The sequence below is a fragment of the Rhizobium indicum genome, assembly GCF_005862305.2.
Lineage (GTDB): Bacteria > Pseudomonadota > Alphaproteobacteria > Rhizobiales > Rhizobiaceae > Rhizobium > Rhizobium indicum.
In genome coordinates this window covers 738,922-763,924 of sequence record NZ_CP054022.1, presented here as the reverse complement: position 1 = coordinate 763,924, position 25,003 = coordinate 738,922, and the positions used below count along the sequence as shown (strand labels likewise).

Genomic DNA, 25,003 nt, shown 5'->3' with positions numbered 1-25,003 from the left:
GTGAGCGGTCGCCTGCCTCACCTCGCTTGCTGGGCAACAGTTGAGGGTAAAAAGCCGCGTTTCGATCGGCGGATCGAGGCACTGGAGGCCTCCGAGCATCGCCTACTCATGGAAGTCGACCACCGATCCAAGAATGTTCTGGCGATCGTCGACAGCATCGTCCGCTTGAGCAACGCCGATGATCCCACCCTTTATGCCGCCGCTATTCAACACCGCGTGCAGGCGCTCGCCCGTGCCCATACCTTGCTTGCTGCACGAGGATGGACAAGCATTTCTCTTGAGGAACTCGTTCGCCAACAGGTGACGCCGTTCGCCGCCACCCGCGCTTTTTTTAGCGGGCCGGATATCAAAATGCCTGCACCGGTCGTCCAGCCCCTTGCGCTCGTGCTCCATGAGCTCGCCGTCAACGCAGCCCAACACGGGGCGCTTGCCGCTGCGCAAGGCAGGCTTTCAATCAGTTGGGAGCCTAGACCGTCGGGAGCCGGCTTTAATATCCGGTGGCAGGAGGTGGGCGTCGACATTCCGCCTAGCTCAGCCAAACGAGGTTTTGGCACGGTGATCGTCGGCGCAATGGTCGAAAAACAGCTGAAAGGGCGTCTCGAAAAAACCTGGTTGGACGAAGGGCTTCTTATCGACATTGAGATCCCATCTGCCAGCTCGACCTCCGTATGACGGCGCCTTGGCACAAGAAAAGTGATGTCAAGAACCCGCCATCGAAATCGAACGCTTAGCGTCCGCGAACGATGGTAGGCGCAAGCATTGCGGGGCGGCGGGGAGAGAGTGAGAGGCGGGAAGGGATTCCGTGACGGGTTAGGAGGTTCGGAGAGAGGCTCCGGCCGGCCCGCCAAGGAGTAATGAAATGGCTAAAGCCGTTCAGAAGATCACCCTGAATCGATCGGAAGACATTTCTTTCGACAAGTTGGAACTCTCGCAGTGCAACGTCCGCAACGTCAAAGCGGGTGTTTCCATCGAGAATCTGTCCGAAGATATCGCCCACCGCAAGCTCTTGCAGAGCCTCAGCGTCCGCCCGATCCTCGACGGCGAGGGTAGGGAAACCGGCAGGTTCGACGTTCCAGCCGGCGGCCGTCGATATCTCGCCCTCGAATTGCTTGTCGCTCAGAAGCGCATGGCGAAGACGGAACTTGTTCCCTGCATCGTCAAGCGCGACGACGAGACTTCCGCCGAAGACGACTCGCTGGCCGAAAACGTCCATCGTGTTGATCTTCATCCCCTCGACCAGTATCGCGCCTTCCAGACACTCCGCGAACAGGGTCTCGGCGAGGAAGAGATCGCCGCTCGCTTTTTCGTCTCGGTCGCGACCGTCCGGCAGCGCCTGCGGCTTGCCTCCGTGTCGCCGCGACTGCTCGACCTCTATGCGGGAGACGAGATGAGGCTCGAGCAGATCATGGCTTTCTCGATCGCCAATGATCATGTCCGGCAGGAGCAGGTCTGGGATGCGATCTCGCGCCAGCAAGTCCGCGACGCCTATTATATCCGCAGGCTGCTCACCGAGACGACGATCCGGGCGATTGATCGCCGGGCCGTCTATGTCGGCGTCGATGTCTATGAAGCGGCCGGCGGCATCGTGATGCGTGACCTCTTCGAACAGGACAACGGCGGCTGGCTGCAGGACCCGGCGCTGCTCGAACAGCTCGTTGTCGAGAAGCAGAAGGCGGACGCCGAAGCGCTGAAGACGGAGGAGGGTTGGAAGTGGGTCGAGGCTGCTTTCGACTTCTCCTTTGGCCACACATCGGATCTTCGCCGCTTCCATGGCAAACAGCGGGAGCTCAGCGAGGAGGAACTTACCCGCGAGGATGCGCTTAAAGCCGAGTACGACAAGCTCGATGCCGAATATGCCAAAGCCGAAGAACCTTCCGAAGATATCGAGCGCCGGCTCGAGGAACTTGGAAGCGAGCTCGATCAGCTCCATGACCGGCCCTACATCTTCGACCGGCAAGAAGTCGCCCGTGGTGGCGCCTTCATCTCACTTGCCGCCAATGGCGAGCTGAAGATCGAGCGTGGCTTCGTCCGACCGCAGGATGAACCGCAGATCGAAGCAGACGGCGACGACGCGGAAGTGGCAGATGGCGATATTGCCGGCGAAAGCACTGGATCATCGTCGGCGGGCGGCATCTCGGTGAGCGGTAAGCCAGTCTCGGTTGACCAGGTGGAGCAAGAGGACGACACGCTGCGGCCGCTCTCCGATCGCCTGGTGCTCGACCTGACGGCAACTCGGACGGTGGCGCTGCGCAGTGCGCTCGCCAGCGATCCAGTCATCGCTTTCGTGGCGGTTCTGCATGCCTTCGTCCTGAAGACCTTCTATCTATACGGCTCGGATACATGCCTGCAACTGACGCTGCAGAGCGCCAAGTTCAGTCAGACCGAGGGCCTCGGCGATACGGCCTGGGCCAAGGAGATCGATCAACGGCACGAGGCATGGGGTCAGGATCTGCCGAAAAACCCTGATGATCTCTGGGGCCATCTGGTCGTGCTCGACGAGATCAGCCGCCAGGTGCTCCTCGCCCATTGCGCCTCCCTCTCTGTCAATGCGGTCATCGAGCCGTGGAACAAACGCACGTGTGCGATCGTCCATGCAGAACAGGTCGCTCGCTCGATCGGCTTCGACATGGTCAAGGCCGGTTGGGTGCCGACGGTCGACAACTATCTCGGCCGGGTCACCAAGGCGAACATCCTACAGGCGGTTCGCGAGGCCAGGGTGAACAGTCGGTTCAACTCATCGACCATCTGAAGAAGCAAGATATGGCGCGCGAAGCCGAGCGCCTGCTCAAAGGCAGCGGTTGGCTTCCTGAGCCCCTGCGGACCTCTGTCGATGTGGTTCCTGCCGATGACCTCTCGGTAGCGGTCGACCAAGCAAGCGACGACGGCAACTCGGAGGCCGAGAACAGCAATCTTCCGGCCCTTCTGACAGAGGAAGCTGATCTCGGCGATCAGAATCAGGAAGCGGAGGAAGACGTCAGCTATCTGGACGCCGAATAGCCTCTACGCCTGAACATCGCAGCCCGGCGGCATCGCCAGGCTCTTTATCCATCCTACTCCCATTCAACATCGCCCGGCCATCGCGCCGGGCTCTTTCGTTTCAGGAGACGACATCATGAACACGACCCTTCCCACTCCTAACCCGGTCTCGTCTGGCTTCAAGGTCGATATCTCGCGCGGCCAGCGCATCGGCCGCGTCTCGTCCGAATGGTTCTCGCGGCCGGACGACGAACGATACCTGTCGCTCTCGGAGCTCCACCATGCCGTCAAAGCGCGGGCCGAGCATGCTCGTGCGCGAACCGTGGAAAGCTCCGCCATTCGGGTCGAAGCCACCCGTAGCGACGTCGAGCGCCTCGAGCTCATTGTCCCCGGTGACCGGCAGCCAATCGCGCCGACGCACTGGAGTTATGGTCAGCTCTGCAGCCTGGTGGGAGCCCCAGCGACATACATGCGCCAGCTACCCGCGCCGCTTGCCGCCATCAATCTGCAGCACGGCTTGCTCAATCACCGGGCGGAGCTGGTGAAAACCTTGGAGATGAACGACGGCCGCGTCGAGCTTCGGGCGGTGACCGGTCCCGAATACGGCCGCATCTGGGACCACGAACTCGTGTCGGCAGTAATGAAGATTGCCGGCAACGGGACCGGCGATACGATCTGGAAAGTGCCCGGTCTTCTCGACTGGACAAGCATGACGCACAATCCCTTCGTCGACATCACCAAGGACACGACGACCCTCTACGCCAGCGATCGTGATGTCTTCGTATTTCTCGTCGATGATACGCATCCGATCGAGGCGGGTCGGCTGGCGAATGGCGAACCAGATTTGTTCTTCCGGGGGTTCTATGCGTGGAATTCCGAGGTTGGATCGAAGACGCTCGGAATTGCCTCCTTTTACCTCCGTGCGGTCTGCGCCAATCGAAACATCTGGGGGTCGGAAAATTTCGAGGAGATCAGCATCCGCCATTCGAAGTTCGCGGCCGAGCGTTTCGCGCATGAGGCAGCGCCGGCGCTGACGAGCTTTGCCAATTCCTCGCCGGCAGCATTCGTTGCTGGTATCCGGGCGGCCCGCGAACGCATCGTCGCGCGCAACGACGAGGATCGCCAGACCTTCCTGCGCCGACGCGGCTTCTCGAAATCGGAAACCGGCAAGGTCATCGACATGGTCCTGTCCGAAGAGGGCCACCCGCCGGAAAGCGTGTTCGACTTCGTCCAGGGCATCACCGCGTTGGCGCGCGACAAGACGCATCAAGACACCCGCCTCGAACTCGAAGGCAAGGCGAAGAAGCTTCTTGAAAGCGCGAGCTGAGCTCGACTTAATCCGTAGTAGTGCTGTCGAGCGACAAAGCAGGCGGCCGCGAAAGAACCTCGCTCGTACTTCGCTGTTGACACAGAAAAATAGGGCCACTGGAAGACCAGGGCCATTTAAGGTGTGAAGGTCAATAACCTCCAGAGGGGAACAGCTGACGCGATGGCACTGGGAGGAAAACCATCAGCTGCATCAGCTGGAGGCAATATGCACATATTTTGATCGGTTGGTAAAACATTTATTGTGCAGTGCAACTATGCAGAAAAGGTCGAGCCACACAATACAGACACGGGCGGAGCCCATGTAGATCTTTCCTCGTAAGCTTCGCCAACATAGGCCAACCGATGCAGAGCTGGATCACGGCAGGCGCGGCATTTCTCCCTCGGCGACGCGCCAAATCCATGGCGTCATCTCCGCTCTCACGGTAATCATCTCGTTTAGTGCGACTTCGTAGTCTTCATCGGCACTTATCGGGACGATGAACATCGCGACGGGCTCGGGGCGTTGTTCCGGCAGGGTGATCGAGACAACCGGTTGCTCCCGGGAGAGATTGAAGCGCAGGCCTTTCACGCTCTTTCGCTTCAGCCTTGAAAGCCGTTCGAGGAGATGTTGCTCATGGATGCTCTCGAACGGGATCCAGTTCTCGTTGACCACCATCATGGCGATCTCATCAACGGAAGCGATTCCCGCGCCCGATATCCCGAAGGTCGCAATCATGATCAGATGGAAGTCTTCGCTCGACCGCCAGAGTTCGAGCTCCGTCTCGTATCTGGAACTCAACCGCTTCCATGTCCCGTCCTCGATCATAAAGGGGAAGGGAAGGTGCCGTACGGCAATTTTCTGGCCGCCGCGGGCCGCAGCGAACTCCTTGACCTCCGCCACGGTCACCATCAGCTTTCGCTGTCCGGGACCGGAGGCATGGGCAGGAGCCAAGGCTGCCGCCCGGCGGGCGGCTATTCCCTCCCGATCCTCCTGATGAAACACTTCCGGCACGAACAGAATGTCGCTCAACGGTCCGCCGCGTGCGGTCATCTGCGAGGCCGCGTTCATGAGGCTTGACTGGACGCGGCCCCAGCCACGTTTGCCCGTCCACGATGAGCGCCATTCCGTCAGTTCTCCTGCTTCCCAGAGATAGTGCAGGACGGCGCGCAACGAGAGCTTCTTTGATTCGTTGCGCAGAGCCGGCTCAGATAGCTCTGCGGAGGACGCGTGCGCGCCGCGAGCGCCTTTCTTCGTCAGGGGAAAATCGAGCTTCAGGGCGGCCTTTCCACTCGCGTCGATCTGGATCGCGTTGCCGATCAAAGACCCCAGTCCTGATAATTCGTAAGGCGGTTCGTAAGACGGACATGTGGGGGCATGGTCCCGCCCCGAAAGCGGCATGCGCTTGATGACGTAAAGATCGTCGACGCGGGCGATGTACATAGGAAGCGGCGGCTCTTTGCACTGGCAAAGTGGCCGTAGCTTCTGCGCGTAAGCACGTTCGAGCCGAGCTGGAAGCTCGGGAGCGTCTTCATCGAACGCCTGCTCGCCAATCAAAAACTGCCGCACATCGCTCCCATTATCATCTTTTGCCGAACCGGGTGCGAAGATGTAGCACGGATTTGCTGTATTATACTATCTCAAAATAACCAGTATATCGATGATGAGACTGCGCGCCTGGAGGTGCCGTTGCGGCCGCTATGAATGAGGGCGAGAGGGCCGGGAAGGTTTGCCTGGTGGGGCTCTGGGGAGCATCCGGGCAGGCGGATCCATTCCTCGTTCTCGAGAGGCTTCCCATGAACGTAACCTCTTCTCCGGCCGCCGACATCGGCCCTTTCTCCGAGATGATCTCCTGGAAGGTGCGGTTCTTCATTCCAACCTTCGACAAAAGGCCCGCGATTCTTGTCCGACTGATGCAGCGCCACCGTCCCATTGATGTCACCAGCCGATCGTGAAGGAGGTGTGGTCATGTTGTCCGCTTCCGACCTGGCGAACCGTCTCGCGCGCGATGCCGAGGCGGTCTGTCGCCACTATCTTTCCGCCAGCCGCCGGGCCGGTAATTATTGGATCGTTGGCGATGTCGCCAACACCAAAGGCAGGTCGCTCTATGTGCACCTCTCCGGTTCGCGTGCCGGGCATTGGACGGATGCGGCGACCGGCCAGTATGGCGACCTTCTCGATCTCGTGCGGGAAACCTGCGGGCTGGTCGACTTCCGCGATGTCGCCGACGAGGCTCGCCATTTCCTCAGCCTTCCCCGACCCGAACCGGCTTCGTCCCGTAGGGGCGAGGCCTCCGACCAGCCGCCGGTCGATAGACCGGCGGCGGAGCGTGCAACGCGGCTCTTTCGAATGACCCAGCCGTTGGCGGGAACGCTTGGCGACAGCTATCTGGGCCAGCGCGCCATTCTGCGGGCGTCCCTCCATCCCGCCCTGGGCTTCCACCCGTCCTGCTACTATCGGGATTTCGTGACCGGTCGGACGACCAGTTACCCGGCGCTCGTCGCCGCTGTGACCGATCGCTTCGGGCAGATCACTGGCGTGCATCGCACATGGCTCGATCCGAATGGCGCCGGCAAGGCGAAGGTCGAGGATCCCCGTCGTGCGCTCGGCGGTCTTCTCGGCAATGCCGTGCGCTTCGGCTTTCCGCTCCATGAGCTCGTGCCTGTCATGGTAGCGGGCGAAGGCCTGGAATCGATCCTGTCGCTATCCGATGTGATGCCCGCGATGCCGATGGTCGCCGCGCTCACCGCCAACCACCTCGCGGCCTTCTTGCCGCCGGCGGGGTGCCTGCGCCTCTACATCGCCGGCGATGCCGATGCCGCCGGCCGGTACGGGATCGAGCGGTTGAGCCGCAGTGCACAGGCGCTCGGCATCCTGCCGCTGGTGCTCGCCCCCGAACTCGGCGACTTCAACGAGGATTTGCGTTGGCTCGGCCCGGACCGGCTGACGGCGAACCTGCGGGCGCAACTCGTTCCGGAAGATGCGATGAACTTTCTGCCGGCATGAGGCCCGCCGAAAAGACAGGCGGCGGTGGTGATCGTCGCAGTTGGGAAGGCCGTTCTATGGGCACTTCCTCCATGTAGACGCGCTCCCGCGGGCCTGCCGAGAGGCGACCCTTACCACACGGCGGCCTGGCCTTCAGCGGGTCAGTCAGGTTTCTTCCCCGCGCCGGCGGAGCCGGCGCTCCTCGCGGGTCAAGAAACCTTCCTTCCGCCGCCCGGCGCTACGCTGGGCCGCGGCACATTGCGCCGCGGTTCCGGCCTGTCTCCGCGTGAACAGGGTTCGCCGTCAGGCCGCGAGAGGCGCGGCCGCAACCGACGGAGACCATCATGAACTTGACCCTTCCCACCGACGACGCCTTCGAGCCTCACCACGCCTCTTCCCCGACTGACCGCTTCATCTACGAAATGCAGATCTACGGCCATCGCCCTTTCCAGGACGAGCCCGATCCGCGGCCGCTCCCGGAAGAGCCGGTCGTTCAGTCTGCACTGACCGCGATCTTCGACGCCCTGTTCGAGATGCTCGGCGATACGCGGCTGGAGCCCGATCTTGAAGACCTGCTCTGGTCGACGGTCAACCTCTTCCACCGGACCGGCGAGCGCATCCAGCGCGAGCTTCAGCGAAACGAGGACGCGCAACGCACCGGACAGCGGGAGCAGGACGGCTCGGAGGTCAAGAGCGTCGAGCTCGAGCGGCTGATCGCCGAAGGCATCACGTTTCTCGAGCGCCGCAACGTCTTCGAGTTCATGCGCGACTACGCAGCCGACCTCTTCGAGGCTGAGACCGGTTCGGCCTGGCGGCCGCGCACCGGCTCCAAGGTCAGCCATGCCAACATGACTGCGGCGATGATCGACTCCAGGGACTTCCTTTCCGCACGCCGCCGCGCCGAGACCGAAGTGCTGATCCCGGCAGGCACCAAGATCGCTTTCTCCGGCGGTATGGATTACAACGATCACGAACGCATCTGGGCGAAGCTTGACCAAGCACAACTCAAGCACCCTGATATGATCCTGCTCCACGGTGGCGCGCCGAAAGGCGCCGAGCGCATCGCAGCCTGCTGGGCCGAGGCCCGCAAGGTGACACAGATCACCTTCAAGCCGAACTGGACGAAGCATGCCAAGGCCGCTCCCTTCCGTCGCAACGACGAGATGCTCTCGGTCATGCCGACCGGCGTCATCGTCTTTCCTGGCTCAGGCATCACAGGCAATCTCGCCGACAAGGCACGTCGGCTTGGTATCCCGGTCTGGCAGGCCGCGGAGGATGGCGCGTGAGCGCCATTCCTCATATTCTTCTATCGCGGAGAAAATAGAGAGCTTGCGTTTCGACGATTTTGTGTACACAATTCCGCCGAACATGGAGCCTTTCAATGTCTGAACCTCGACCGAACGTATCTTCTCCCCGCCGTGTGGGCGTGCGGGAGTTTCGCGGTAATCTGACATTCTTCCTGAAGCAGGTTCAGGATGGGCAGAGGTTCGTTCTGATGTCTCATCATAAGGTCGTTGCCGAAATCGGCCCTCCGTCAGTCGACGTGGCCGTGCGCAAGCCCGGCGCTTTGCGCGGCAAGATCAGAGTTTCTGATGATTTCGACAGCCTACCCGCAGATGTCCTGAAGGCGATGGAAGACGGGACGTGAGGCTTCTGCTCGATACGCATGCGTTACTTTGGTGGCTGAATGACGACGACAGGCTGGGCAGTCATATGCGAAGCCTCATTAGCGATCCCGAAAACGATGTGCTCGTAAGCGTCGTTTCTCTTTGGGAAATCACCGTGAAGCTTCGGATCGGCAAGCTTGTGGCAGACATAGACGAAATCCTCGCGGTCTTGCCGGATCAGGGATTTGATAGGCTCGATATTGCCGACTCACATCTGATCGCACTTGGAAAGCTTCCGCTCCATCATCGAGATCCCTTCGACCATCTCCTCATGGCACAGGCGGTCGCGGAGGGAGCGCATTTCGTTTCGGAAGACCAGAATGTGCCGCTTTACGGCATTGAATTCTTGACCTGTTCGGATCCTTCAACTTCGCCGGACCCACCTGGGCAATAGCCTCAAGCGTGAGCACGGGGTGGGCGCATCCGGCGTATTCGCGGGACCGGGCTCTATTTCGCCGGCGAGCCGGCTCCACGAAGCCTGTGGTGCAGTCTTCGCGCCAAAGGCGTGACGATCCCTTGCGAGGCGGCTGCCACGCTGCTTTGGCGGGCGATCAGGCCATCATCGGCCGCATCGCAGCCTGGGTCGGTCTGTAGCCCTTCCGATGCCTCCGGCGTGCAAGATCGAGAAAATGTGCCACGGCTTCCAGTTCGGTCCCGAACACGTCGATCCTCTCGCCGCCACGCCTGCCGATCCGTCCCCAGCTACGCACGACCGCGGTTTCGCCAAACAAGGTGGGCTGGATCGCAAGCATGTAATAGCGCGCCATGTTGCGGCTGGCATCAATGCGCTGGCAATGGAGGTGGAACGACATTCCGCTCATGTCGGGAATCATTCCTGCGGGGACCGACCCTGTCCAACGAGAGTTTTGAATCCTTTGCAGCCGATGGATTCCGTTTTGTGATGTGTTGGCGCGTCATCAGCGAAGAGCGCCCGACGAAGCCGGCCTCGGTCGGTCGAGGCTGCCCGGGCGCCGACAGTTGAGTGCCCGGCGGAATACGGCGGATACGTCAACCGGGCGCCGAGGCGAGTCTGCGGAGGATCACGCATTGGATCTCGGGCTGAACAACTCCACTCGGCATTGCCACACCTGCCGCGCCGATGCGGTCGCCGCGTCGGTCCCGCCGGGCGCCGACGTATGATGTCAACTGGCACGAGTTTCTTGCTTGCGGTGATTGGGAGCAGCAAGGGCTTTGCGCAGAATGGCGGCAGGGTGTTCCAAGAGCCCATGGCCACTCTCATGTAGCGCTGGACCGGGCGGCCATGATGGTTCGTCCCGCCCTTCGGTTGCACGAGACCATTCCCGTTCTCCATGTCGCCTTTTTAAGGGACCGGCCGCTATCAGCGTCAACCCGCAAGGGGTTCCCCTGCGCTGGCGCTCCGGTGACGCCTGCGGCTCGGCCCCTTCTTCGGGCGCCATCGGGAATGGTCCCGAGCAACCGAAGGAGACAATACCATGGCCACCACGATCGCAACCCTGACGCAGAAGACCGACGGCAGCCTCGAAGGCATCTTCGCCACCATCCTGGTCAACGCCCCGATCGCCATCGTCCCGAACGCCCACAAGGCGAGTGAAGAAGCTCCCGATTACCGCATCATCCACCGCAAGACCGGCTTCGAGATCGGCGCGGGCTGGAACCGCATCGCCCGCCAGACCGGCGAGGAATACCTCTCAGTGAAGCTGGAGGCTCCGGAGATCGGCGTGATCTTCGGCAATCTCGCACAAGCCCCCGGCGGCGAGCCGAACCGAAAGGTTATCCTCTGGAATAGCCCGAACTGAATGACGGGCAGCCGGCCTCGAGCGATCGGGGCCGGCTTTCGCGGTGACACATCTGAGGCGGCCGGCTTTCCCTGCCGCCTGTTTTCTGGTGGCAAACGAAACGTGGATTGTCTGCTCAAATCACCAAGTCTGTCATGAGGACCGTGCCGCCTCAAGGTCGCGCGGCCCCTCCAATTTTGCCTCCGCTGCGTTGCACTCCGCTCCGACAAAATCGGCACCTCCGCGCGCCGGCTCCGCCGGTCGCTGACGCGAACCTTGACCCGGCCCGATCCTCACGACCGCCGGCGTCATCTTTCACGTCAACAAGGAGATGACGATGACGAACGAAAACGCCTTCAACATCGAACGCACCATCCAGGAACTGCGCCTTGAAGCCAGAGAGGCGCCGACCGTCGAGGAGCGTCGCCGCATCGAGGCGGAGCTGGAAGCTGCGCGCGCCGAACTTGCAAAACAGGCCGGGGAGGAGTTGCCGTGAGGCGGCTCCTTCCTCACTGTGCACCGAGGCAGCCAGGCCGGATCGACCGGCCTGGCTGCCTGTCAGGGTTTCCCTCGACACTCCCGCCGGCTCCGCCGGAAACGGTCGCGACCCCTTTGGGGTCGCGAGTCTCTTCCCTCTCTGACGTCCAATTTTACTCCAGCAAATCCGGCGTCAAGGGCGGCGCGGTCTCCCCCAATTTTGCCGCAAGCGACAAAATCGGTTCCCCCGCTTGTAAGCCGCGTTCCGCGGTCCTTGACCCCTCTTTGCCACGGAGTGGCCGATCTCCGTCATCAAGAAGGAGATCACACTATGACAACCGATCAGAACCTCATGCTCTACACCAAGCTTGCCGGCTTTCGGCTCGTTGTCCTCGCGCACCGCTTCGGCTGCGACAGCGACTTCTCGCGAGAGCTTCACGATCGCCTGCTCGAAGGGCTCGACGCGGCAATCGCTCGGATCCAGGGGATGATGGCATTGGAACGAAGCGTTCTCGCCGGAGAGGATGAAATCGCCGAATATCAGCTGCAGGGCGAGACAGAGATTTTCGGGCGCTTCACCATCAATCTGCTGGATGATTTGGAGATCGACGACGACACGCATGAATACCGCATCAACGGCGGCAACTGGATCAACGCTTTGACGGCCGATGACGGTGGGGTCGAGATCGAGTTTCCGACATTGGTTGGGTTGAACGGCGAGGAATTCGGTTCACTGGCGTCGATAATTATGGATATCACGCAGGAGATGGACATCCCCGTTCGTGCGGTGCGCGCGATTTGATCCTCGCGGTAAAGACGCTTCTGATGCTGAGAGGCGGCGGACCGACGGCCGCCTCTAACTGGCGATGGCCACAATCGGCAGAGGCTGAGCGGCAACGGCGGGACCCCAAAGCTACCCTGCCGGGCAAGTTCGTACCGTCTCGAACTTGCAAACTGACAGCATTGTTGGAAATGCTGTATATTGCAACAAATACAGCAACAAGGAAAAACCATTTGTCTAAGTCAAGCGGTTCCTATTCAACCAGCGATCTCTCCCGCAAGTCTGGCGACATCATCGCCGAAGCCCTGCGCCATCCAGTGACCATCACCCAGCGGAATAAACCCCGACTGGTCCTCCTCAATATCGAAGACTACCAACGGCTGATGAAGCAGTCGGATCGGCGGACTGCCGGGACCATCGAGACGATGCCCGATGAACTGGTTGCCGAGTTCGAAAACGCCGTCGAGGCCTACGCCGGCGACGACGAAGCAGGCCGCACATGAACCACGAGCTGATCCAGACCGCAAGCGTTATACGCTATCCCTATCTATGGGCGAGAGAGGCTGTGCGTGGAGAGACGGAAGGACGCAAAGAGCGGCCCGTCGCCGTCGGCGTGAGAATACCGCGGCCCGATGGTGATTTGGTTCTCTTCTTTCCCGTCACCACCAAGCAGCCGGAGGCGTCGCGGTTTGCCGTGGAAGTGCCGGTGATCGAAAAGCGCCGTGCCGCCTCGATGCCGATCGCAGGCTTTGGATCATCTTCGATGAGTTCAATACCGACATCGTAGGAAATTCATTCTATCTTGAGCCTGAGCCGCCAACCGGTCGCTTCAGCAAAGCCTTTTCCTGCCGCTGCTGCGCGAATTCATCAGTCGCCGCAAGTCGGCCACGGAGGTCATCGATTCCGCTGAGCAGGCTGAGAGCTCGAATTAGCGTTTGCGTACAAACCCGGTGCGCACAACGAGGCCCTTGATTCCATGATGGCGACAATCGATCTCCTGGGGATTATCGGTGAGGCGGATCGACTTCATGACGGGGGGCCCGTTTCAGCGCTTGGCCGGCTCTCTTGACCTTCAAATCGTTGATGACGGGACCTCGTCACCATCGGCAAGAACATTGCCGCTGGCGTCTCGAACGACCGTCTCACCGCCAGTGGCGGATGCTGCCACCGCCAAGCCGGTCGCCATTTGCCTGTCACTTTGTCGTAGATGTATTCGTCGTGTTCAGCGGCCATGCCCGTCTCGGTTTCTCAGAAATCCTTCGGCGCCTGCTGTGCGAAGCGCGTGCAAAGGCGCTTGTAGAAGACGGCCCAAGGCAACTCCGGCGCTGCGGAATGGGTGGGATCGTCAACTCCGCACAAAGCGATTGGCCTTTGCCTGCGCATCCATCTCCTTGCGGCGGAAATAGATCGCCCGGCCGCAGCGGATCGGACTGTGGCCCTGGACGATGATGATCTGCTCGTCCTTGCGCATCGACTGGGTGATTTCGTGTGGCATGATCAGCGGCCGGCGCTGGAAATTGACGCTCTCGGATTTGCGCGTGCCGCCGCTTTTCGTGTCCCAGCCGACGTTACGCGAATGCCCCTGAACCTCGACGGTCATTTCCCCACATTGGGCGGAAACATTGCGCGCCGTATCGAGCGCCTTGATCGCCGCATAGGAGGCGAAAGCGCAGCCATCAATCCATGACGTCGCGCCATCCTTCCCGAAGTGCCGTTCCAGCTGTCCGACCGATTGGTAGAGCAACATCATGCTGATGCCGTACTTGCGGCCGCGATCGCGAGCTTCTTCCAGCACGCGCATATAGCCGAGCAGATCGACCTCATCGAGGATGAAGAGCGCCCGGCGGCTGAAGCCGCCATCGGCCTGGACCATCGCGTTGATCAGAGAACCGATGATAACACGCCCGATGCCGGGATAAGAGCGCAGGATTGACGCCGGGATATTAAGGAACACGTCCTTCCCACCCTGGGCGATATCGCTCGACTTGAAGGCATTGCCGCAGACCAGGGCGGCATAACTATCGAGCGACAGCCACTGCGTATCCTTCGACGCGGTCGAATAGACACCGCTGAACGTCTGCTCGGTCATGTTGGTGAAGACGCCGAGCGTTTCGCGAATGAAGGTCGAAGCGGAGTGTTCGTGAACGTCGCGTAGCATGGCGAGTACCGACGGCTCGGGCTCTGACACGATCTGCCTCAGACTGCGCAGATTGCGTCGACCTGCATATTCCGGCGACAGCATGACGTGGGCAAGCAGGCCGGTCAGAAAATTGTGCGCCTGGTTTTGAAAGTAGGAGCCTGTTGCGGATTCGAAACGCAGGCTTTCCGACAACAGCATGTGCGCGATGCCGACGATATCTTCCTCCTTTTGCTTCGACGCCTCGATGCCGTCCAGCACGTTGAAGCCCATGATCGGGTTCGTCGGATCAAGCACCATTACCTCCCGCCCGAGAACGCGGGTGCGATGTTCGACTACCATCGGCGCGACCTCGGTGGAAGGATCGAGGCAGATCAGGGGGCCGGTGTAGCGCAGCGCGGTCGGCAGGACATTGCTAGTCGTCTTATACCCACCCGATCCGGCAAAGAAGAGCATGTGGGTGGAATCGAAGTCTTGGCTGTAGGTGAGCAGCGGCGCCTTGCCGCCCTGTCCCCATGTACCGCAATCCTTCGGATCGAAGGGCAATCGGTGGACGATTTCCCTGTCGACGCGGTAGCGCTCGCCGACGACGATCTCGCCTTCAGGAGGAAAGAGCTTTGCCGCCGCCGACATCGAAAGCCAATCGGCATCGCCGAAGGTTCCGCCTTTTGCCCGTTTGACCGCCTCGGGCAAGACGACGGAGATCCGGGCGGCGACCGCCACAGCCATGAAACCCGCCAGGGCGCCGATGACGGCAACGAAATCCAGATAGGAGAGCACCTCGTCCCATGTGACGACGCCGCGTTCCACCGATGGGACGAGGCGGCCATATTCGCGCAAGGCGCAAAATCCGGCGATGAAGAGAAAGCACAGGAGGCTGGACACGGCGATCGGCCGCCGGCGATGCAGCGGCAACGCCCAAACGGTCAGAAGTCCTGCGAGCGGCCCGAACAGGAGCGCCGGCACGGGTGCCGTTCGCAGGAACCAATATTCGGTCCTGCCGGATAGGCCGTGGGCCAGTGCCGTCCATCGCCAGCCGGTGATATAGACGGTGATCGCTGTCACGGCGATCGGCACGAGGACCAGCAGCAGGCTCGGATGCAATCGACCCTTCAGCGCCATCCGGCGTCCTCCCCGATGCGCGGCGAAGAAGGTGTGCGCGTAGCGACCTTGAATACCTCTTCGCCAATATCGCGCAATCGCCGATATTCGGCGGACCCAGGGATCACCCTCGCCAGCTCGATGAGGCCGCCGAGCAGAAACGCCCGGTCGGTCGTCGACAGGCCGGCTTTGACGACGATGCCGCCGAGCAGGAATTTCTCGCGTGCTTCTTGCTTCCGCTCAGCCGTCATGTGAAACCTCCGACGCCGGTCCAGCGCCACCAGGTGCTGGTCGACGCGTTTGAGGAAGCGGGCCACCAGCCCCTTTCTTCTCCTCCTTGCGAAATCGCGCGGCGATTTCTTCGAAGATCCGGTCGACCTCCTCGTCAGCGATCTCCATTTCCGCCAGGCCAGACTTTGTCGCCGCGCGAGCAAATCGCTCGGCCGATTTAACTATCAGAATTCGTCGACGTTCTCGCAGCTTTTCCATCTGCGCATCGAGATCTGAAATCGATGACTTTATGGTCATTGGTAAAAATCCCCTTCCCGAAGATAGCCTCTATAGGTCGATTATACTAACTAGAATACAATAGTTAAATAGGCTATTTTGTACCAGCCTCAAAACATCGCAGACGGAATTTCGGCCCATGGCAGTTTTCCGGAAAAGCGGTATCGGACCTCCGGTCCGATTGGTTTGAGGGCGCAATATACGTCGCTGTCGCGACGTGCCCGGATGATGTGGAGACGTCAGTGGCGATCATGTTCGTCAGAGCGCAGGTGATCAGCAGAGGGGCGGGGCGCAGCATCGTCTCGGCCGCGGCCTATCGCCATCGCGCCCGGATGATGGACGAGCAGGCCGGCACGTCGTTCAGCTATCGGGGCGGGGCGTCCGAATTGGTGCATGAAGAGCTCGCGCTCCCGGACCAGACGCCGGATTGGCTGCGCGCGGCGATCGACGGTCGCAGCGTTGCAGCGGCGAGCGAGGCGCTGTGGAACGCGGTCGATGCTTTCGAGAAACGGGCGGACGCGCAGCTGGCGCGAGAACTGATCATTGCGCTGCCGGAAGAACTGACGCGAGCCGAGAATATTGGCCTGGTGCGCGAATTCGTCCGGGACAATCTCACCTCGAAGGGCATGGTCGCGGATTGGGCCTATCACGACAAAGACGGCAATCCGCATATCCATCTGATGATGACGCTCCGTCCGTTGACCGAGGAAGGCTTCGGCCCAAAGAAGGTGGCGGTAGTGGGCGAGGACGGCGAACCGCTGCGCGTCGTCACACCGGACCGGTCAAAGGGCAAGATCGTCTATAAGCTCTGGGCCGGCGACAAGGAAACCATGAAAGCGTGGAAGATCGCCTGGGCGGAGACGGCCAACCGGCACCTGGCGCTTGCCGGCCATGAGATCCGCCTCGATGGCCGCTCCTATGCAGAGCAGGGGCTGGACGGGATCGCGCAAAAACATCTTGGGCCGGAAAAGGCAGCATTGGCCAGGAAGGGCAGGGAGCTCTACTTCGCGCCGGCGGATCTCGCCCGGCGGCAGGAAATGGCAGACCGGCTGCTCGCCGAGCCGGAGCTCCTGCTGAAGCAATTGAGCAATGAACGTTCGACCTTCAATGAGTGCGATATCGCTAAGGCGTTGCATCGCTACGTCGACGACCCCTTAGACTTTGCCAATATCCGCGCGCGGCTGATGGCGTCGGACGATCTCATCATGCTGAAGCCGCAACAGGTCGATGCCGAAACGGGCAAGGCAGGGGAACCCGCCGTCTTCACCACACGCGACATTCTCCGCATCGAATATGACATGGCGCGGTCGGCGCAGGTTTTATCGGAACGTCGCGGTTTTGCAGTTTCGGCCGAGAGCCTCGCCGCTGCGATCGAAAATGTCGAAACAGCTGATCCGGAAAAATCCTTTCGGCTCGATCCGGAGCAGGTGGACGCGGTCCGTCATGTCACCGGTGACAATGGCATTGCAGCCGTGGTCGGCCTTGCTGGCGCCGGCAAGTCGACACTGCTTGCCGCGGCACGTGTCGCTTGGGAGAGCGGTGGCCGCCGGGTGATGGGCGCGGCGCTCGCGGGGAAGGCGGCGGAAGGACTGGAAGACAGCTCCGGCATCAGGTCGCGAACACTCGCCTCCTGGGAACTCATCTGGGCCAATGGACAGGAGACGCTTCACCGCGGCGATGTGGTGGTTGTCGACGAGGCCGGCATGGTGTCGTCGCAGCAGATGGCCCGCGTGCTGAAGCTCGTGGAACAGGCAGGGGCGAAAGTCGTGCTGGTCGGCGATGCGATGCAACTGCAGCCGATCCAGGCGGGGGCGGCGTTCCGGGCAATCACTGAGCGGATCGGTTTTGCCGAACTTGCCGGTGTGCGCCGCCAGCGGGAGCCGTGGGCGCGAGAGGCGTCGCGGCTCTTTGCTCGTGGCGAGATCGAGAAGGGTCTCGACGCCTATGCGCAGCGGGGCCATCTCATCGAGGCTGGCACACGAGCGGAAACGATCGACCGGATCGTCGCCGATTGGAGCGAAGCGCGCAAACCGGCAATCGAGACGTCGGTCCTCAAAGGCAATGACGGCCGGCTTCGCTGCGACGAGCTTCTTGTACTCGCTCACACCAATCAAGACGTGAAGCGTCTGAACGAAGCGCTGCGATCGGTGATATCGGAAGAGGGCGCGCTGGGTGAGAACCGTTCATTCCAGACCGAACGTGGTGGGCGGGAATTTGCCGCCGGCGACCGCATCATCTTCCTGGAGAATGCCCGCTTCATCGAGCCCCGTGCTCCCCGTCTCGGCCCGCAATATGTGAAGAACGGCATGCTCGGCACGGTCGTTTCCACCGGCGACAAACGCGGCGACACACTGCTTTCGGTCCGTCTCGACAATGGCCGTGACGTCGTCATCAGTGAGGACAGCTATCGCAATGTCGATCATGGCTACGCCGCGACCATCCACAAATCACAAGGTACCACCGTCGAGCGAACCTTCGTACTCGCCACCGGCATGATGGACCAGCACCTGACCTATGTGTCGATGACCCGACATCGCGACCGCGCTGACCTCTATGCCGCGAAGGAAGACTTTGAAGCGAGGCCGGAATGGGGACGAAAGCCGCGTGTCGATCATGCTAGCGGCGTCACCGGTGAGCTCGTGGAAACCGGACAAGCCAAATTCCGGCCGAATGATGAGGATGCCGACGACAGTCCTTATGCCGACGTGAAGACCGAGGACGGAAGCGTCCATCGTCTCTGGGGTGTGAGCTTGCCGAAGGCGCTCGAAGACGGTGGTGTCTCCGAAGGCGACACCGTCACCCTGCGCAAGGATGGCGTGGAGCGGGTCAAGGTTCAGGTTCCGATCGTTGATGAGAAAACCGGGCAGAAGCGGTTCGAGGAAAGAGAAGTCGACCGCAATGTCTGGACCGCGAAACGCATCGAAACCGCCGAAGCCCGCCTGGAGCGCATCGAGCAGGAAAGCCATCGGCCAGAACTGTTCAAGCAACTCGTCCTGCGCCTGTCGCGCTCCGGCGCCAAGACGACAACACTCGATTTCGAGAGCGAGGCCGGCTACCGGGCTCATGCGCAAGATTTCGCGCGGCGCCGCGGGCTCGACACTCTTTCTCAAGCTGCGGCCGGCATGGAAGAGGAGGTTTCCCGGCGGTGGGCGTGGATCGCGGAAAAGAGGGAGCAGGTGGCTGAGCTCTGGGAGCGGGCCAGCGTGGCGCTCGGCGTCGCGATCGAGCGGGAGCGGCGTGTCTCGTACAATGAGGAGCGAATTGAAACGCAAACTGTCTCGGATGCAGATGCTGACCACACCAGGTATCTGCTCGCGACCACCACGGTCTTCACCAAGACCGTGGAGGAAGACGCGCGCCTGGCACAGCTTGCGTCGCCGGCGTGGAAGGAACGGGAAGCCATCCTGCGGCCGCTGCTTGAGAAGATCTATCGTGACTCGGATGCAGCACTTGTCGCCCTGAACGCCCTGGCATCGAATGCAAGCATCGAACCTCGCAGGCTTGCCGACGATCTTGCCGCAGCACCGGATCGGCTCGGTCGCCTGCGTGGTTCCGATCTGATCGTCGACGGTCGTGTGGCACGCGACGAGCGAAATGCCGCGATCACCGCCTTGACGGACCTGTTGCCGCTCGCCCGCGCCCATGCGACGGAGTTCCGCCGGAATGCCGAACGCTTCGATCTCAGTGAGCAACAGCGTCGCGCCCATATGTCATTGTCGATCCCGGGCCTCTCGAAGACGGCGATGGTGCGTCTCATGGAGATCGAGGCGGTGCGCAGGCAGGGTGGTGACGACGCCTACAAGACGGCCTTTGCGCTTGCCGCCGAAGACCGCGCCGTCGTGCAGGAGATCAAGGCCGTCAGCGAGGCGCTCACCGCCCGCTTCGGCTGGAGCGCCTCTACCTCGAAGGCCGATGCGGTTGCCGAACGCAACGTGGTCGAGCGTATGCCGGAAGACCTCGCGAACACTAGACGCGAGAAGCTGGCCCGGCTCTTCGAGGCCGTGAAGCGTTTCGCCGACGAGCAGCATCTCGCCGAGCGGCGGGATCGTTCGAAGATTGTTGCCGGCGCCAGTGCTGATCCCGAGACAGAGAGTGTTCCCATGCTTGCCGCAGTCACCGAGTTCAGGACTCCGATCGACGAGGAGGCGAGATCTCGTGCTCGCGCCGGCCCCCTCTATCGCCAGCAGCGAACAGTGCTGGCTGACGTGGCATCAACGATCTGGCGTGATCCAGCTGGCGCTGTCGGCAAGATCGAAGATCTGCTCGCGAACGGCTTTGCCGCCGACCGCATCGCCGCTGCAGTGACCAATGACCCCGCCGCATACGGCGCGTTGCGCGGATCCGATCGCCTCGTGGACCGGATGCTGGCTTCCGGCCGGGAGCGGAAAGAGGCGGTGCAGGCTGTGCCTGAAGCCGCCGCCCGCCTGCGCGCGCTCGGTTCGGCCTACGTCAATGTGCTCGATGCCGAACGTCAGGCCGTCGCCGAAGAGCGGCGGCGCATGGCGGTTGCCATTCCCGGCCTATCGAAGGCGGCGGAAGAAGCGCTCATGCGGCTAACTGCTGAAGCGAAGAACAGCGGCCGCAAGCGGAATGCACCGGCCGTTTCTCTTGATCCCAACATTCGCGGCGAGTTCGCTGCCGTCAGCCGGGCGCTCGACGAGCGCTTTGGTCGCAACGCCATCCTGCGAGGCGAAAAGGATCTCGCCAACCGCGTGCCACCGGCACAGCGCCGCGCCTTCGAGGCGGTGCAGGAACGGTTGAAGGTCCTGCAGCGGGCGGTTCGCATGGAAAGCAGCGAACAGATTATCTCGGAACGGCGCCAACGCACCGTCAATCGCGGCCGCGGCATCGATCTTTGAAGTCCCTCGAAAAAGCGAAGGATTCGGCTCGGTCGGAGGAACCGAATGGGGGTTGGAGTCGAGGAGATCTACGCTGCGCGTGAAATAAGTGCGCTATCGTGGGCTTCTGCCCTGTAACAACGGCTCACTCAACATGTTGACGTAAGGGAAAGCCTTCACCGTCATGCTGCGCAGATCGGGCAAACCGAGTTCATATGCGTAGCGCAATGAACCCGATGCAGGATGCCTTGCAATCAAACCAAAAGTCAACTGCAGCGCATCGACGAAGCTAATCGCGACTTGAGCGCCGGCCTCGCGAGTCATTCTCGACATCCCCGCGGGCTGACTCGCGGGGAACGATAGACTTGCGGTCACCTAGAGCTTTGCCGCGAGGCACGGGTTCGCAGGTTATCAATATAGGCGGCATCAACCGCTCGGTCGTCTCGGATGAAGCACCCTCAAGCAGGAGATCACGCAAGTGCTGCCGAGACGGATCAACTCGCGGACGTATTTGCTGCTGGTACCATAACCTCGCCCGGCGACCTGCTGGTCGACGAACTGCTTAAGGTTATCCGGCAGCGAAATATTCATAGTGCTCATCGGGCTAAAATAGCCAGCATGGCAAAATTTGGCAGGGCGGGAAATCCGGGTGGAGGTTACCGCTCGAGGTAGGCGCTACTCTCGCGAAGCTAAACGCGCAGGTTCAGATACCTCCTGCGTCATTCCGAGCCTGCCTTTGTGAAATTCACAATCTCTTCCGTCCCCAGATGTTTGAAAACGCGTACCCAAAAGGTGAAATCACCTGAGCGGCCGTCATAGCGCGCGCATAGTGCGCACCAGGCAGCCGCTGTTTTCGCACCTTGTCCGTAAAGCGATCGGGCAGCAGTACTTATGTCCCCAACATCTTCATCACTCCAAAAATCCGGTGTCGCCGCAGCGCTGCCGGTTGAGAACCTTTTGAACATTTCGCGCATTAAAAGCCCCGTTACCGTCCGGAAACAGGCCATCAAATTATGCCGGACGTCGATCCCACCGAGTGGGCCACGATCACGTGCCGTCCCTGGCAAATATGCGCTTCGGCGCGAGATTCTTCGCGCCCTCAACATTATGTTGTAACAAACAAGAAAGGCAAGCTATAAAAATACCCGTAGTGATAGCGCTTTTGCGATTCTGTTGCGCATTTACAAGCCACGGCGTGAGGTTCCAATCAGCATGAGCCACTTCTCTGAAAGTTTTGTCGTATCAAAAGCGGTCGCGGTAAGGCCAGTAACTGGCGGGGCGAGACGATGAGCGAACTTCTGGCGATCGTATCTCAAGACGCTGACTATTATTTGATGCTGTCATACATCTTGAAGGGAGCCGGATACAGGACGATGCTCGTCGATATTCCGAGCGAGGCGGTAGCTACTGCCGTGGAGCGTGATGCTGCAGCTATCATCGTCGACTGCCAGCCGGGTTCACAAATTCTGGCTGATATCGCGTCGGGTCTGAAGGAAAGGGGACTTGCCAGCGACGTCACGCTCATAGCGCTAGTTGCCGAAAAGGCCGCCTATCTCGACATCCTGAAAGCCAACGTAGATGAGAGCTTTACAAGGCCAATGCCACCGGAACGACTCTTGTCTTACCTTCATGGTGCAATTGGCAGTTCCTCCGACGGCACGCATAGCCGCCTTGGTCCTATCTTTGACGATATGAAGCTGGACCTCAGCGGGCGGCGTGTTCTGGTAAGAGGGATGCCGGTCAATCTCAGCCCGATCGAGTTTCGTCTGCTGAGCGCTCTTATGGGTGACGCGGGCCGCGTTCTCAGCCGCGCAGAGCTGATTGCCGTCGCTTGGCCCCAAACAGCCTTTGTCGAGCCGCGGACAGTTGATGTTCATATTGGCCGCCTCCGGCGTGCGTTGAGGCGGGCGCTTGGCCGCGATGTAATTCGCACCGTGCCAAAGGAGGGGTATGCAATCGACATTGCCCAAAGTATGTGACTTCGCCGCGTTCACATGTTCACCGAAATTTCCCAAAAATTTGCTGCCGCCTTCGTTGCATAAACAGCAATCTCGCGCATAGCGTGAAGTCTGTCGAACATTTGGGAGGGCAATATGCAAGAGGCAGCTTCGGGCGCCGGATCAGCGAAAAAGTCCCACAGAAATACCGCGGGCCTGATCAGCCACGCAAGTCCCCACTTTGCAGCCGCCCATCTTGACGGCCTGATGGCACTCTATGTCCATCCGTCCGATGGGCGAGCGGTGGAGCTGCCAGTTGCAGAGGGCAGATCGGAGCGCGTCATCGACTTCGTTCGCTGCTCGTATCTCGGGCTCGACAATCATCCCTCAATCATCGAAGGCGCAATCGAGACCGTCCGACGCTACGGGACTCTGCATTGGTCGTGCGCCCGCACGCGGCTCAATTTCGCAGTCCTCGGAGACCTCGAAGATGCTCTTTCTGATCTCTTCGGCGCGAGGGTGATTACCTACACAACTGTGCTTGCCGCCAACTTGAGCGCGCTTCCGCTGATTGCGTCCGGAGTCCTGACCGGCGGCACAAAACCGGTCATGGTATTCGACCGGCTTGCACATGCGACGCTTGCCTTCAACAAGCCCGTCGTTGCCGAAGAATGCGAGGTCCGCACGATCGGCCACAACGATCTTCAGACGCTCGAAGATATTTGCCGCCAGAATGATACGGTCGCCTATGTTTGCGACGGTGTGTATTCCATGGGCGGCTGTGCCCCAATCAAGGAGTTGCGCGAGCTTCAGGAGCGATATGGCCTCTTCCTTTACATCGATGATGCTCACGGCATATCGATCTTCGGTGAAAGAGGCGAGGGGTTTGCCCGTTCACAAATGCCCGAGGGGCTCGGCGAGCGGACGATCATCGCAGCCTCGCTCGGGAAGGGTTTCGGAGCCTCAGGCGGCATGCTGATGCTCGCAACGGCGTTCCAGGAGGAAATCTTCCGGCGCTTTGCTCTCGCGCATGCCTTCTCGGCCTCCATCAATGTTGCGGCGATCGGTGCAGCTCTCGCCTCGCAATCAATCCATCGCACACCGGAACTGGGCGTGCGGCAAAGGGCACTCGCAGAACACATCTCTCTTTTCGACGAACTGGTGCCGACCGCACAGGCAGGGTCCCGACTCCCGATCAGGACCGTCGTCGTCGGTGACGAGCTTGCGGCAATCGGCGCTGCCAGACTGGTGCTTGATTCCGGGTACTATACGTCGGCCATTTTCTTCCCGACAGTCGCCAAGGGAAGGGCAGGGCTGCGAATATGCCCAACTGCCGGCCATACGGCTTCCGAAGTGCGCGACGTCGCAGCTGCCGTCAATCGTGCTCTCAAGGGATAAAGATCCGCCTCCGCCCCTTCGGGCGGCACCGCCGCCCGAAGGGGGATCATCATCGGATCCAGGCATTCCAACGCTCGAGCATCATCGCGGCATTGTCGTTGATCCATTTAGCATCCGGGATGACGATGTAATCCCGGATGTCCTCGTCGCTCGGCAGGGCCGCGCGTGCAGCCGGCGACATCAAATCGATCGCCTTGCGGCTTGGCGGCGTGCAAAGGAGTTCGTCGCACACGCCGGCCTGCGCCTCCGGATGATCAAGCCAGTAACCGATCAACTTCAACGCATTTCCGCGGTTCGGCGCATCCTTGATGATCGTCAAGCGATCGCCGACGAGGAACGAGGCCTGCTTGGACCAGGCGATCTGGCGTCCTTCCGCCTTCAGGGCATTTGCGCGCGTCAGCCAGATCTGCCCGATACTGTAGTCGCCGTTGCGAAAGCCCTGAACGCTCTGATCACCGGTCTTCCACCAGAGCGATATCGCCGGGCGAATCTCGTCGAGCTTGTTGAGGGCGCGATCGACGTCGAGTGGAAAGAGCTTGTCGCGCGCAACGCCGTCGGCGAGGAGCGCTGCAGCCATGACCCGCCACGGATCGTCGAAATTCGGAAACGAGCGGCCACCGGGAAATTTTGTCTCGTCCCACATATCGGCCCAACTCAACGGATTTCCGCTCTTGAAGCCGGTCGGGTCGTAGGCCATGAGCGTTGCGGTCGAAAAAAGTCTTGCCCCGGCGCCGACGCAAGCATCCTTGACTAGGTCTGAGCGGCCCTGGAAAGACTTGCAGAACTCGGTGAGGTCTTCAGATGTCAGCCCATGCGCTTCAGCGCTCGCTTGGATCTCGCCGTCCGGGTAAAGGTCCCAGGTGACGTTGCCGGTCTTGACCATGGCCGCAGCTTTCGCCCGCATCTCGGCATTCGTTGCGGCGACCGAAACAACCTTGATGCCGGTCGTTTCGGTGAATGGCTCGAACCAGAATTTTCGAAGGGCCGCATCGTAGGCTCCACCAGTGGTCGCAATGATGACCTGCTCCTCGGCTTGCCCCGCCCTCGCGCCAGCAAGCATGAGGCAAGTCGCAAGCAGCAAAGGCTTGATCTTGGTTCGTTTTTTCATCGCGTATTCCTCCGTCGGATTGATATGG

Annotated in this window: 19 protein-coding genes and 6 pseudogenes; 15 read left to right on the top strand and 10 right to left on the bottom strand. The window is 60.9% G+C overall.

Features of this window, described 5'->3' with window-relative positions:
- Window positions 1-66: 66 nt before the first annotated feature.
- From FFM53_RS27910 to FFM53_RS27900, 3 genes and pseudogenes are all read left to right on the top strand, one after another.
- A pseudogene (locus tag FFM53_RS27910) lies at window positions 67-672 on the top strand (HWE histidine kinase domain-containing protein); the annotation flags it as partial.
- A gap of 187 nt (window positions 673-859) precedes the next feature.
- A pseudogene (locus FFM53_RS27905) lies at window positions 860-2,997 on the top strand (ParB/RepB/Spo0J family partition protein).
- Window positions 2,998-3,112: 115 nt separating this feature from the next.
- Window positions 3,113-4,303: a DUF932 domain-containing protein gene (locus FFM53_RS27900; RefSeq protein WP_138388578.1), complete on the top strand. Its 1,191-nt coding sequence runs from the start codon at window positions 3,113-3,115 to the stop codon at window positions 4,301-4,303.
- A gap of 357 nt (window positions 4,304-4,660) precedes the next feature.
- Here the strand turns inward: FFM53_RS27900 and FFM53_RS27895 are convergent, their stop codons facing one another.
- Complete coding sequence (locus FFM53_RS27895) at window positions 4,661-5,851, bottom strand: DUF1173 domain-containing protein (protein ID WP_138388579.1); 1,191 nt, start codon at window positions 5,849-5,851, stop codon at window positions 4,661-4,663.
- 399 nt (window positions 5,852-6,250) lie between these two features.
- Between FFM53_RS27895 and FFM53_RS27890 the strand changes: the two genes are divergently transcribed.
- The 4 genes from FFM53_RS27890 (at window position 6,251) to FFM53_RS27875 (ending at window position 9,328) form a co-directional block, all read left to right on the top strand.
- Window positions 6,251-7,288, top strand: coding sequence for a DUF7146 domain-containing protein (locus FFM53_RS27890; protein WP_138388580.1), 1,038 nt, complete (start codon window positions 6,251-6,253; stop codon window positions 7,286-7,288).
- 323 nt (window positions 7,289-7,611) lie between these two features.
- Window positions 7,612-8,553, top strand: a complete 942-nt coding sequence (locus FFM53_RS27885) for a DUF2493 domain-containing protein (protein ID WP_138388581.1) — start codon at window positions 7,612-7,614, stop codon at window positions 8,551-8,553.
- Between the two features lie 95 nt (window positions 8,554-8,648).
- The gene (locus FFM53_RS27880; RefSeq protein WP_138388582.1) at window positions 8,649-8,915 is read left to right on the top strand and encodes a type II toxin-antitoxin system Phd/YefM family antitoxin; all 267 of its coding nucleotides are present in this window, start codon (window positions 8,649-8,651) and stop codon (window positions 8,913-8,915) included.
- Window positions 8,912-9,328 (top strand): type II toxin-antitoxin system VapC family toxin, encoded by a 417-nt coding sequence (locus tag FFM53_RS27875; RefSeq protein ID WP_138388583.1) that lies wholly within the window; start codon window positions 8,912-8,914, stop codon window positions 9,326-9,328. The genes FFM53_RS27880 and FFM53_RS27875 overlap by 4 nt, the downstream gene beginning before the upstream one ends.
- Window positions 9,329-9,485: 157 nt before the next feature.
- Here FFM53_RS27875 and FFM53_RS27870 read toward each other — a convergent pair whose 3' ends face one another.
- Window positions 9,486-9,767: a WGR domain-containing protein gene (locus tag FFM53_RS27870; protein WP_138388584.1), complete on the bottom strand. Its 282-nt coding sequence runs from the start codon at window positions 9,765-9,767 to the stop codon at window positions 9,486-9,488.
- A 621-nt stretch (window positions 9,768-10,388) separates the two neighbouring features.
- Here FFM53_RS27870 and FFM53_RS27865 point away from each other — a divergent pair.
- The 5 genes and pseudogenes from FFM53_RS27865 to FFM53_RS27845 all read left to right on the top strand — a co-directional run bounded on the left by FFM53_RS27865 (window position 10,389) and on the right by FFM53_RS27845 (window position 12,881).
- Window positions 10,389-10,712, top strand: a complete 324-nt coding sequence (locus FFM53_RS27865; protein ID WP_138388585.1) for a DUF736 domain-containing protein — start codon at window positions 10,389-10,391, stop codon at window positions 10,710-10,712.
- Between the two features lie 316 nt (window positions 10,713-11,028).
- Window positions 11,029-11,187 (top strand): hypothetical protein, encoded by a 159-nt coding sequence (locus FFM53_RS27860; protein ID WP_171600342.1) that lies wholly within the window; start codon window positions 11,029-11,031, stop codon window positions 11,185-11,187.
- A 312-nt stretch (window positions 11,188-11,499) separates the two neighbouring features.
- Window positions 11,500-11,970: a hypothetical protein gene (locus tag FFM53_RS27855; protein ID WP_138388586.1), complete on the top strand. Its 471-nt coding sequence runs from the start codon at window positions 11,500-11,502 to the stop codon at window positions 11,968-11,970.
- A gap of 212 nt (window positions 11,971-12,182) precedes the next feature.
- Window positions 12,183-12,452, top strand: a complete 270-nt coding sequence (locus FFM53_RS27850) for a type II toxin-antitoxin system prevent-host-death family antitoxin (protein ID WP_138388587.1) — start codon at window positions 12,183-12,185, stop codon at window positions 12,450-12,452.
- Window positions 12,449-12,881: pseudogene (locus FFM53_RS27845) on the top strand (hypothetical protein). The gene FFM53_RS27850 and the pseudogene FFM53_RS27845 overlap by 4 nt, the downstream one beginning before the upstream one ends.
- Here FFM53_RS27845 and FFM53_RS27840 read toward each other — a convergent pair.
- The 4 genes and pseudogenes from FFM53_RS27840 to FFM53_RS27825 form a co-directional block, all read right to left on the bottom strand.
- Window positions 12,878-13,182, bottom strand: a pseudogene (locus FFM53_RS27840) (PhnA domain-containing protein). The pseudogenes FFM53_RS27845 and FFM53_RS27840 sit on opposite strands and share 4 nt — an antisense overlap.
- Window positions 13,183-13,294: 112 nt before the next feature.
- A complete protein-coding gene (gene traG, locus FFM53_RS27835) occupies window positions 13,295-15,208 on the bottom strand; it encodes a Ti-type conjugative transfer system protein TraG (RefSeq protein WP_138388588.1) in 1,914 nt (637 codons plus the stop codon).
- Window positions 15,199-15,438: a conjugal transfer protein TraD gene (locus tag FFM53_RS27830; protein ID WP_138388589.1), complete on the bottom strand. Its 240-nt coding sequence runs from the start codon at window positions 15,436-15,438 to the stop codon at window positions 15,199-15,201. The genes traG and FFM53_RS27830 overlap by 10 nt, the downstream gene beginning before the upstream one ends.
- Complete coding sequence (locus FFM53_RS27825; protein WP_138388590.1) at window positions 15,428-15,715, bottom strand: TraC family protein; 288 nt, start codon at window positions 15,713-15,715, stop codon at window positions 15,428-15,430. The genes FFM53_RS27830 and FFM53_RS27825 overlap by 11 nt, the downstream gene beginning before the upstream one ends.
- 221 nt (window positions 15,716-15,936) lie before the next feature.
- Here FFM53_RS27825 and traA point away from each other — a divergent pair, with 221 nt between their 5' ends.
- A complete protein-coding gene (gene traA, locus FFM53_RS27820) occupies window positions 15,937-20,553 on the top strand; it encodes a Ti-type conjugative transfer relaxase TraA (RefSeq protein ID WP_138388591.1) in 4,617 nt (1,538 codons plus the stop codon).
- A gap of 138 nt (window positions 20,554-20,691) precedes the next feature.
- Here the strand turns inward: traA and FFM53_RS37065 are convergent.
- From FFM53_RS37065 to FFM53_RS27810, 3 genes and pseudogenes are all read right to left on the bottom strand, one after another.
- A pseudogene (locus FFM53_RS37065) lies at window positions 20,692-20,959 on the bottom strand (hypothetical protein); the annotation flags it as partial.
- A pseudogene (locus FFM53_RS36535) lies at window positions 20,904-21,132 on the bottom strand (ribbon-helix-helix domain-containing protein). The pseudogenes FFM53_RS37065 and FFM53_RS36535, both read right to left, overlap by 56 nt.
- A 119-nt stretch (window positions 21,133-21,251) precedes the next feature.
- Window positions 21,252-21,506, bottom strand: a complete 255-nt coding sequence (locus FFM53_RS27810) for a hypothetical protein (protein ID WP_246413228.1) — start codon at window positions 21,504-21,506, stop codon at window positions 21,252-21,254.
- Between the two features lie 312 nt (window positions 21,507-21,818).
- On the opposite strand from FFM53_RS27810, the gene FFM53_RS27805 reads away from it, so the two are divergent.
- Together FFM53_RS27805 and FFM53_RS27800 are read left to right on the top strand one after the other, a co-directional pair.
- Complete coding sequence (locus FFM53_RS27805; RefSeq protein WP_138388593.1) at window positions 21,819-22,511, top strand: winged helix-turn-helix transcriptional regulator; 693 nt, start codon at window positions 21,819-21,821, stop codon at window positions 22,509-22,511.
- A 114-nt stretch (window positions 22,512-22,625) separates the two neighbouring features.
- Window positions 22,626-23,867, top strand: coding sequence for an 8-amino-7-oxononanoate synthase family protein (locus tag FFM53_RS27800; RefSeq protein WP_138388594.1), 1,242 nt, complete (start codon window positions 22,626-22,628; stop codon window positions 23,865-23,867).
- A 49-nt stretch (window positions 23,868-23,916) separates the two neighbouring features.
- On the opposite strand, the gene FFM53_RS27795 is transcribed toward FFM53_RS27800, so the two are convergent.
- Entirely contained in the window at window positions 23,917-24,975 is a 1,059-nt protein-coding gene (locus FFM53_RS27795) for an extracellular solute-binding protein (protein WP_138388595.1), read from the bottom strand.
- Between the last annotated feature and the right edge of the window lie 28 nt (window positions 24,976-25,003).

Excerpts from the sequence above, each read along its gene's own strand:
- traG (WP_138388588.1), bottom strand. The coding sequence starts at position 15,208 with ATGGCGCTGAAGGGTCGATTGCATCCGAGCCTGCTGCTGGTCCTCGTG.
- FFM53_RS27805 (WP_138388593.1), top strand. The coding sequence starts at position 21,819 with ATGAGCGAACTTCTGGCGATCGTATCTCAAGACGCTGACTATTATTTG.
- FFM53_RS27880 (WP_138388582.1), top strand. The coding sequence starts at position 8,649 with ATGTCTGAACCTCGACCGAACGTATCTTCTCCCCGCCGTGTGGGCGTG.
- FFM53_RS27855 (WP_138388586.1), top strand. The coding sequence starts at position 11,500 with ATGACAACCGATCAGAACCTCATGCTCTACACCAAGCTTGCCGGCTTT.
- FFM53_RS27865 (WP_138388585.1), top strand. The coding sequence starts at position 10,389 with ATGGCCACCACGATCGCAACCCTGACGCAGAAGACCGACGGCAGCCTC.
- FFM53_RS27830 (WP_138388589.1), bottom strand. The coding sequence starts at position 15,438 with ATGACGGCTGAGCGGAAGCAAGAAGCACGCGAGAAATTCCTGCTCGGC.
- FFM53_RS27810 (WP_246413228.1), bottom strand. The coding sequence starts at position 21,506 with ATGCGCGAAATGTTCAAAAGGTTCTCAACCGGCAGCGCTGCGGCGACA.
- FFM53_RS27890 (WP_138388580.1), top strand. The coding sequence starts at position 6,251 with ATGTTGTCCGCTTCCGACCTGGCGAACCGTCTCGCGCGCGATGCCGAG.
- FFM53_RS27800 (WP_138388594.1), top strand. The coding sequence starts at position 22,626 with ATGCAAGAGGCAGCTTCGGGCGCCGGATCAGCGAAAAAGTCCCACAGA.
- FFM53_RS27795 (WP_138388595.1), bottom strand. The coding sequence starts at position 24,975 with ATGAAAAAACGAACCAAGATCAAGCCTTTGCTGCTTGCGACTTGCCTC.
- FFM53_RS27860 (WP_171600342.1), top strand. The coding sequence starts at position 11,029 with ATGACGAACGAAAACGCCTTCAACATCGAACGCACCATCCAGGAACTG.
- FFM53_RS27825 (WP_138388590.1), bottom strand. The coding sequence starts at position 15,715 with ATGACCATAAAGTCATCGATTTCAGATCTCGATGCGCAGATGGAAAAG.
- FFM53_RS27885 (WP_138388581.1), top strand. The coding sequence starts at position 7,612 with ATGAACTTGACCCTTCCCACCGACGACGCCTTCGAGCCTCACCACGCC.
- FFM53_RS27900 (WP_138388578.1), top strand. The coding sequence starts at position 3,113 with ATGAACACGACCCTTCCCACTCCTAACCCGGTCTCGTCTGGCTTCAAG.
- FFM53_RS27870 (WP_138388584.1), bottom strand. The coding sequence starts at position 9,767 with ATGATTCCCGACATGAGCGGAATGTCGTTCCACCTCCATTGCCAGCGC.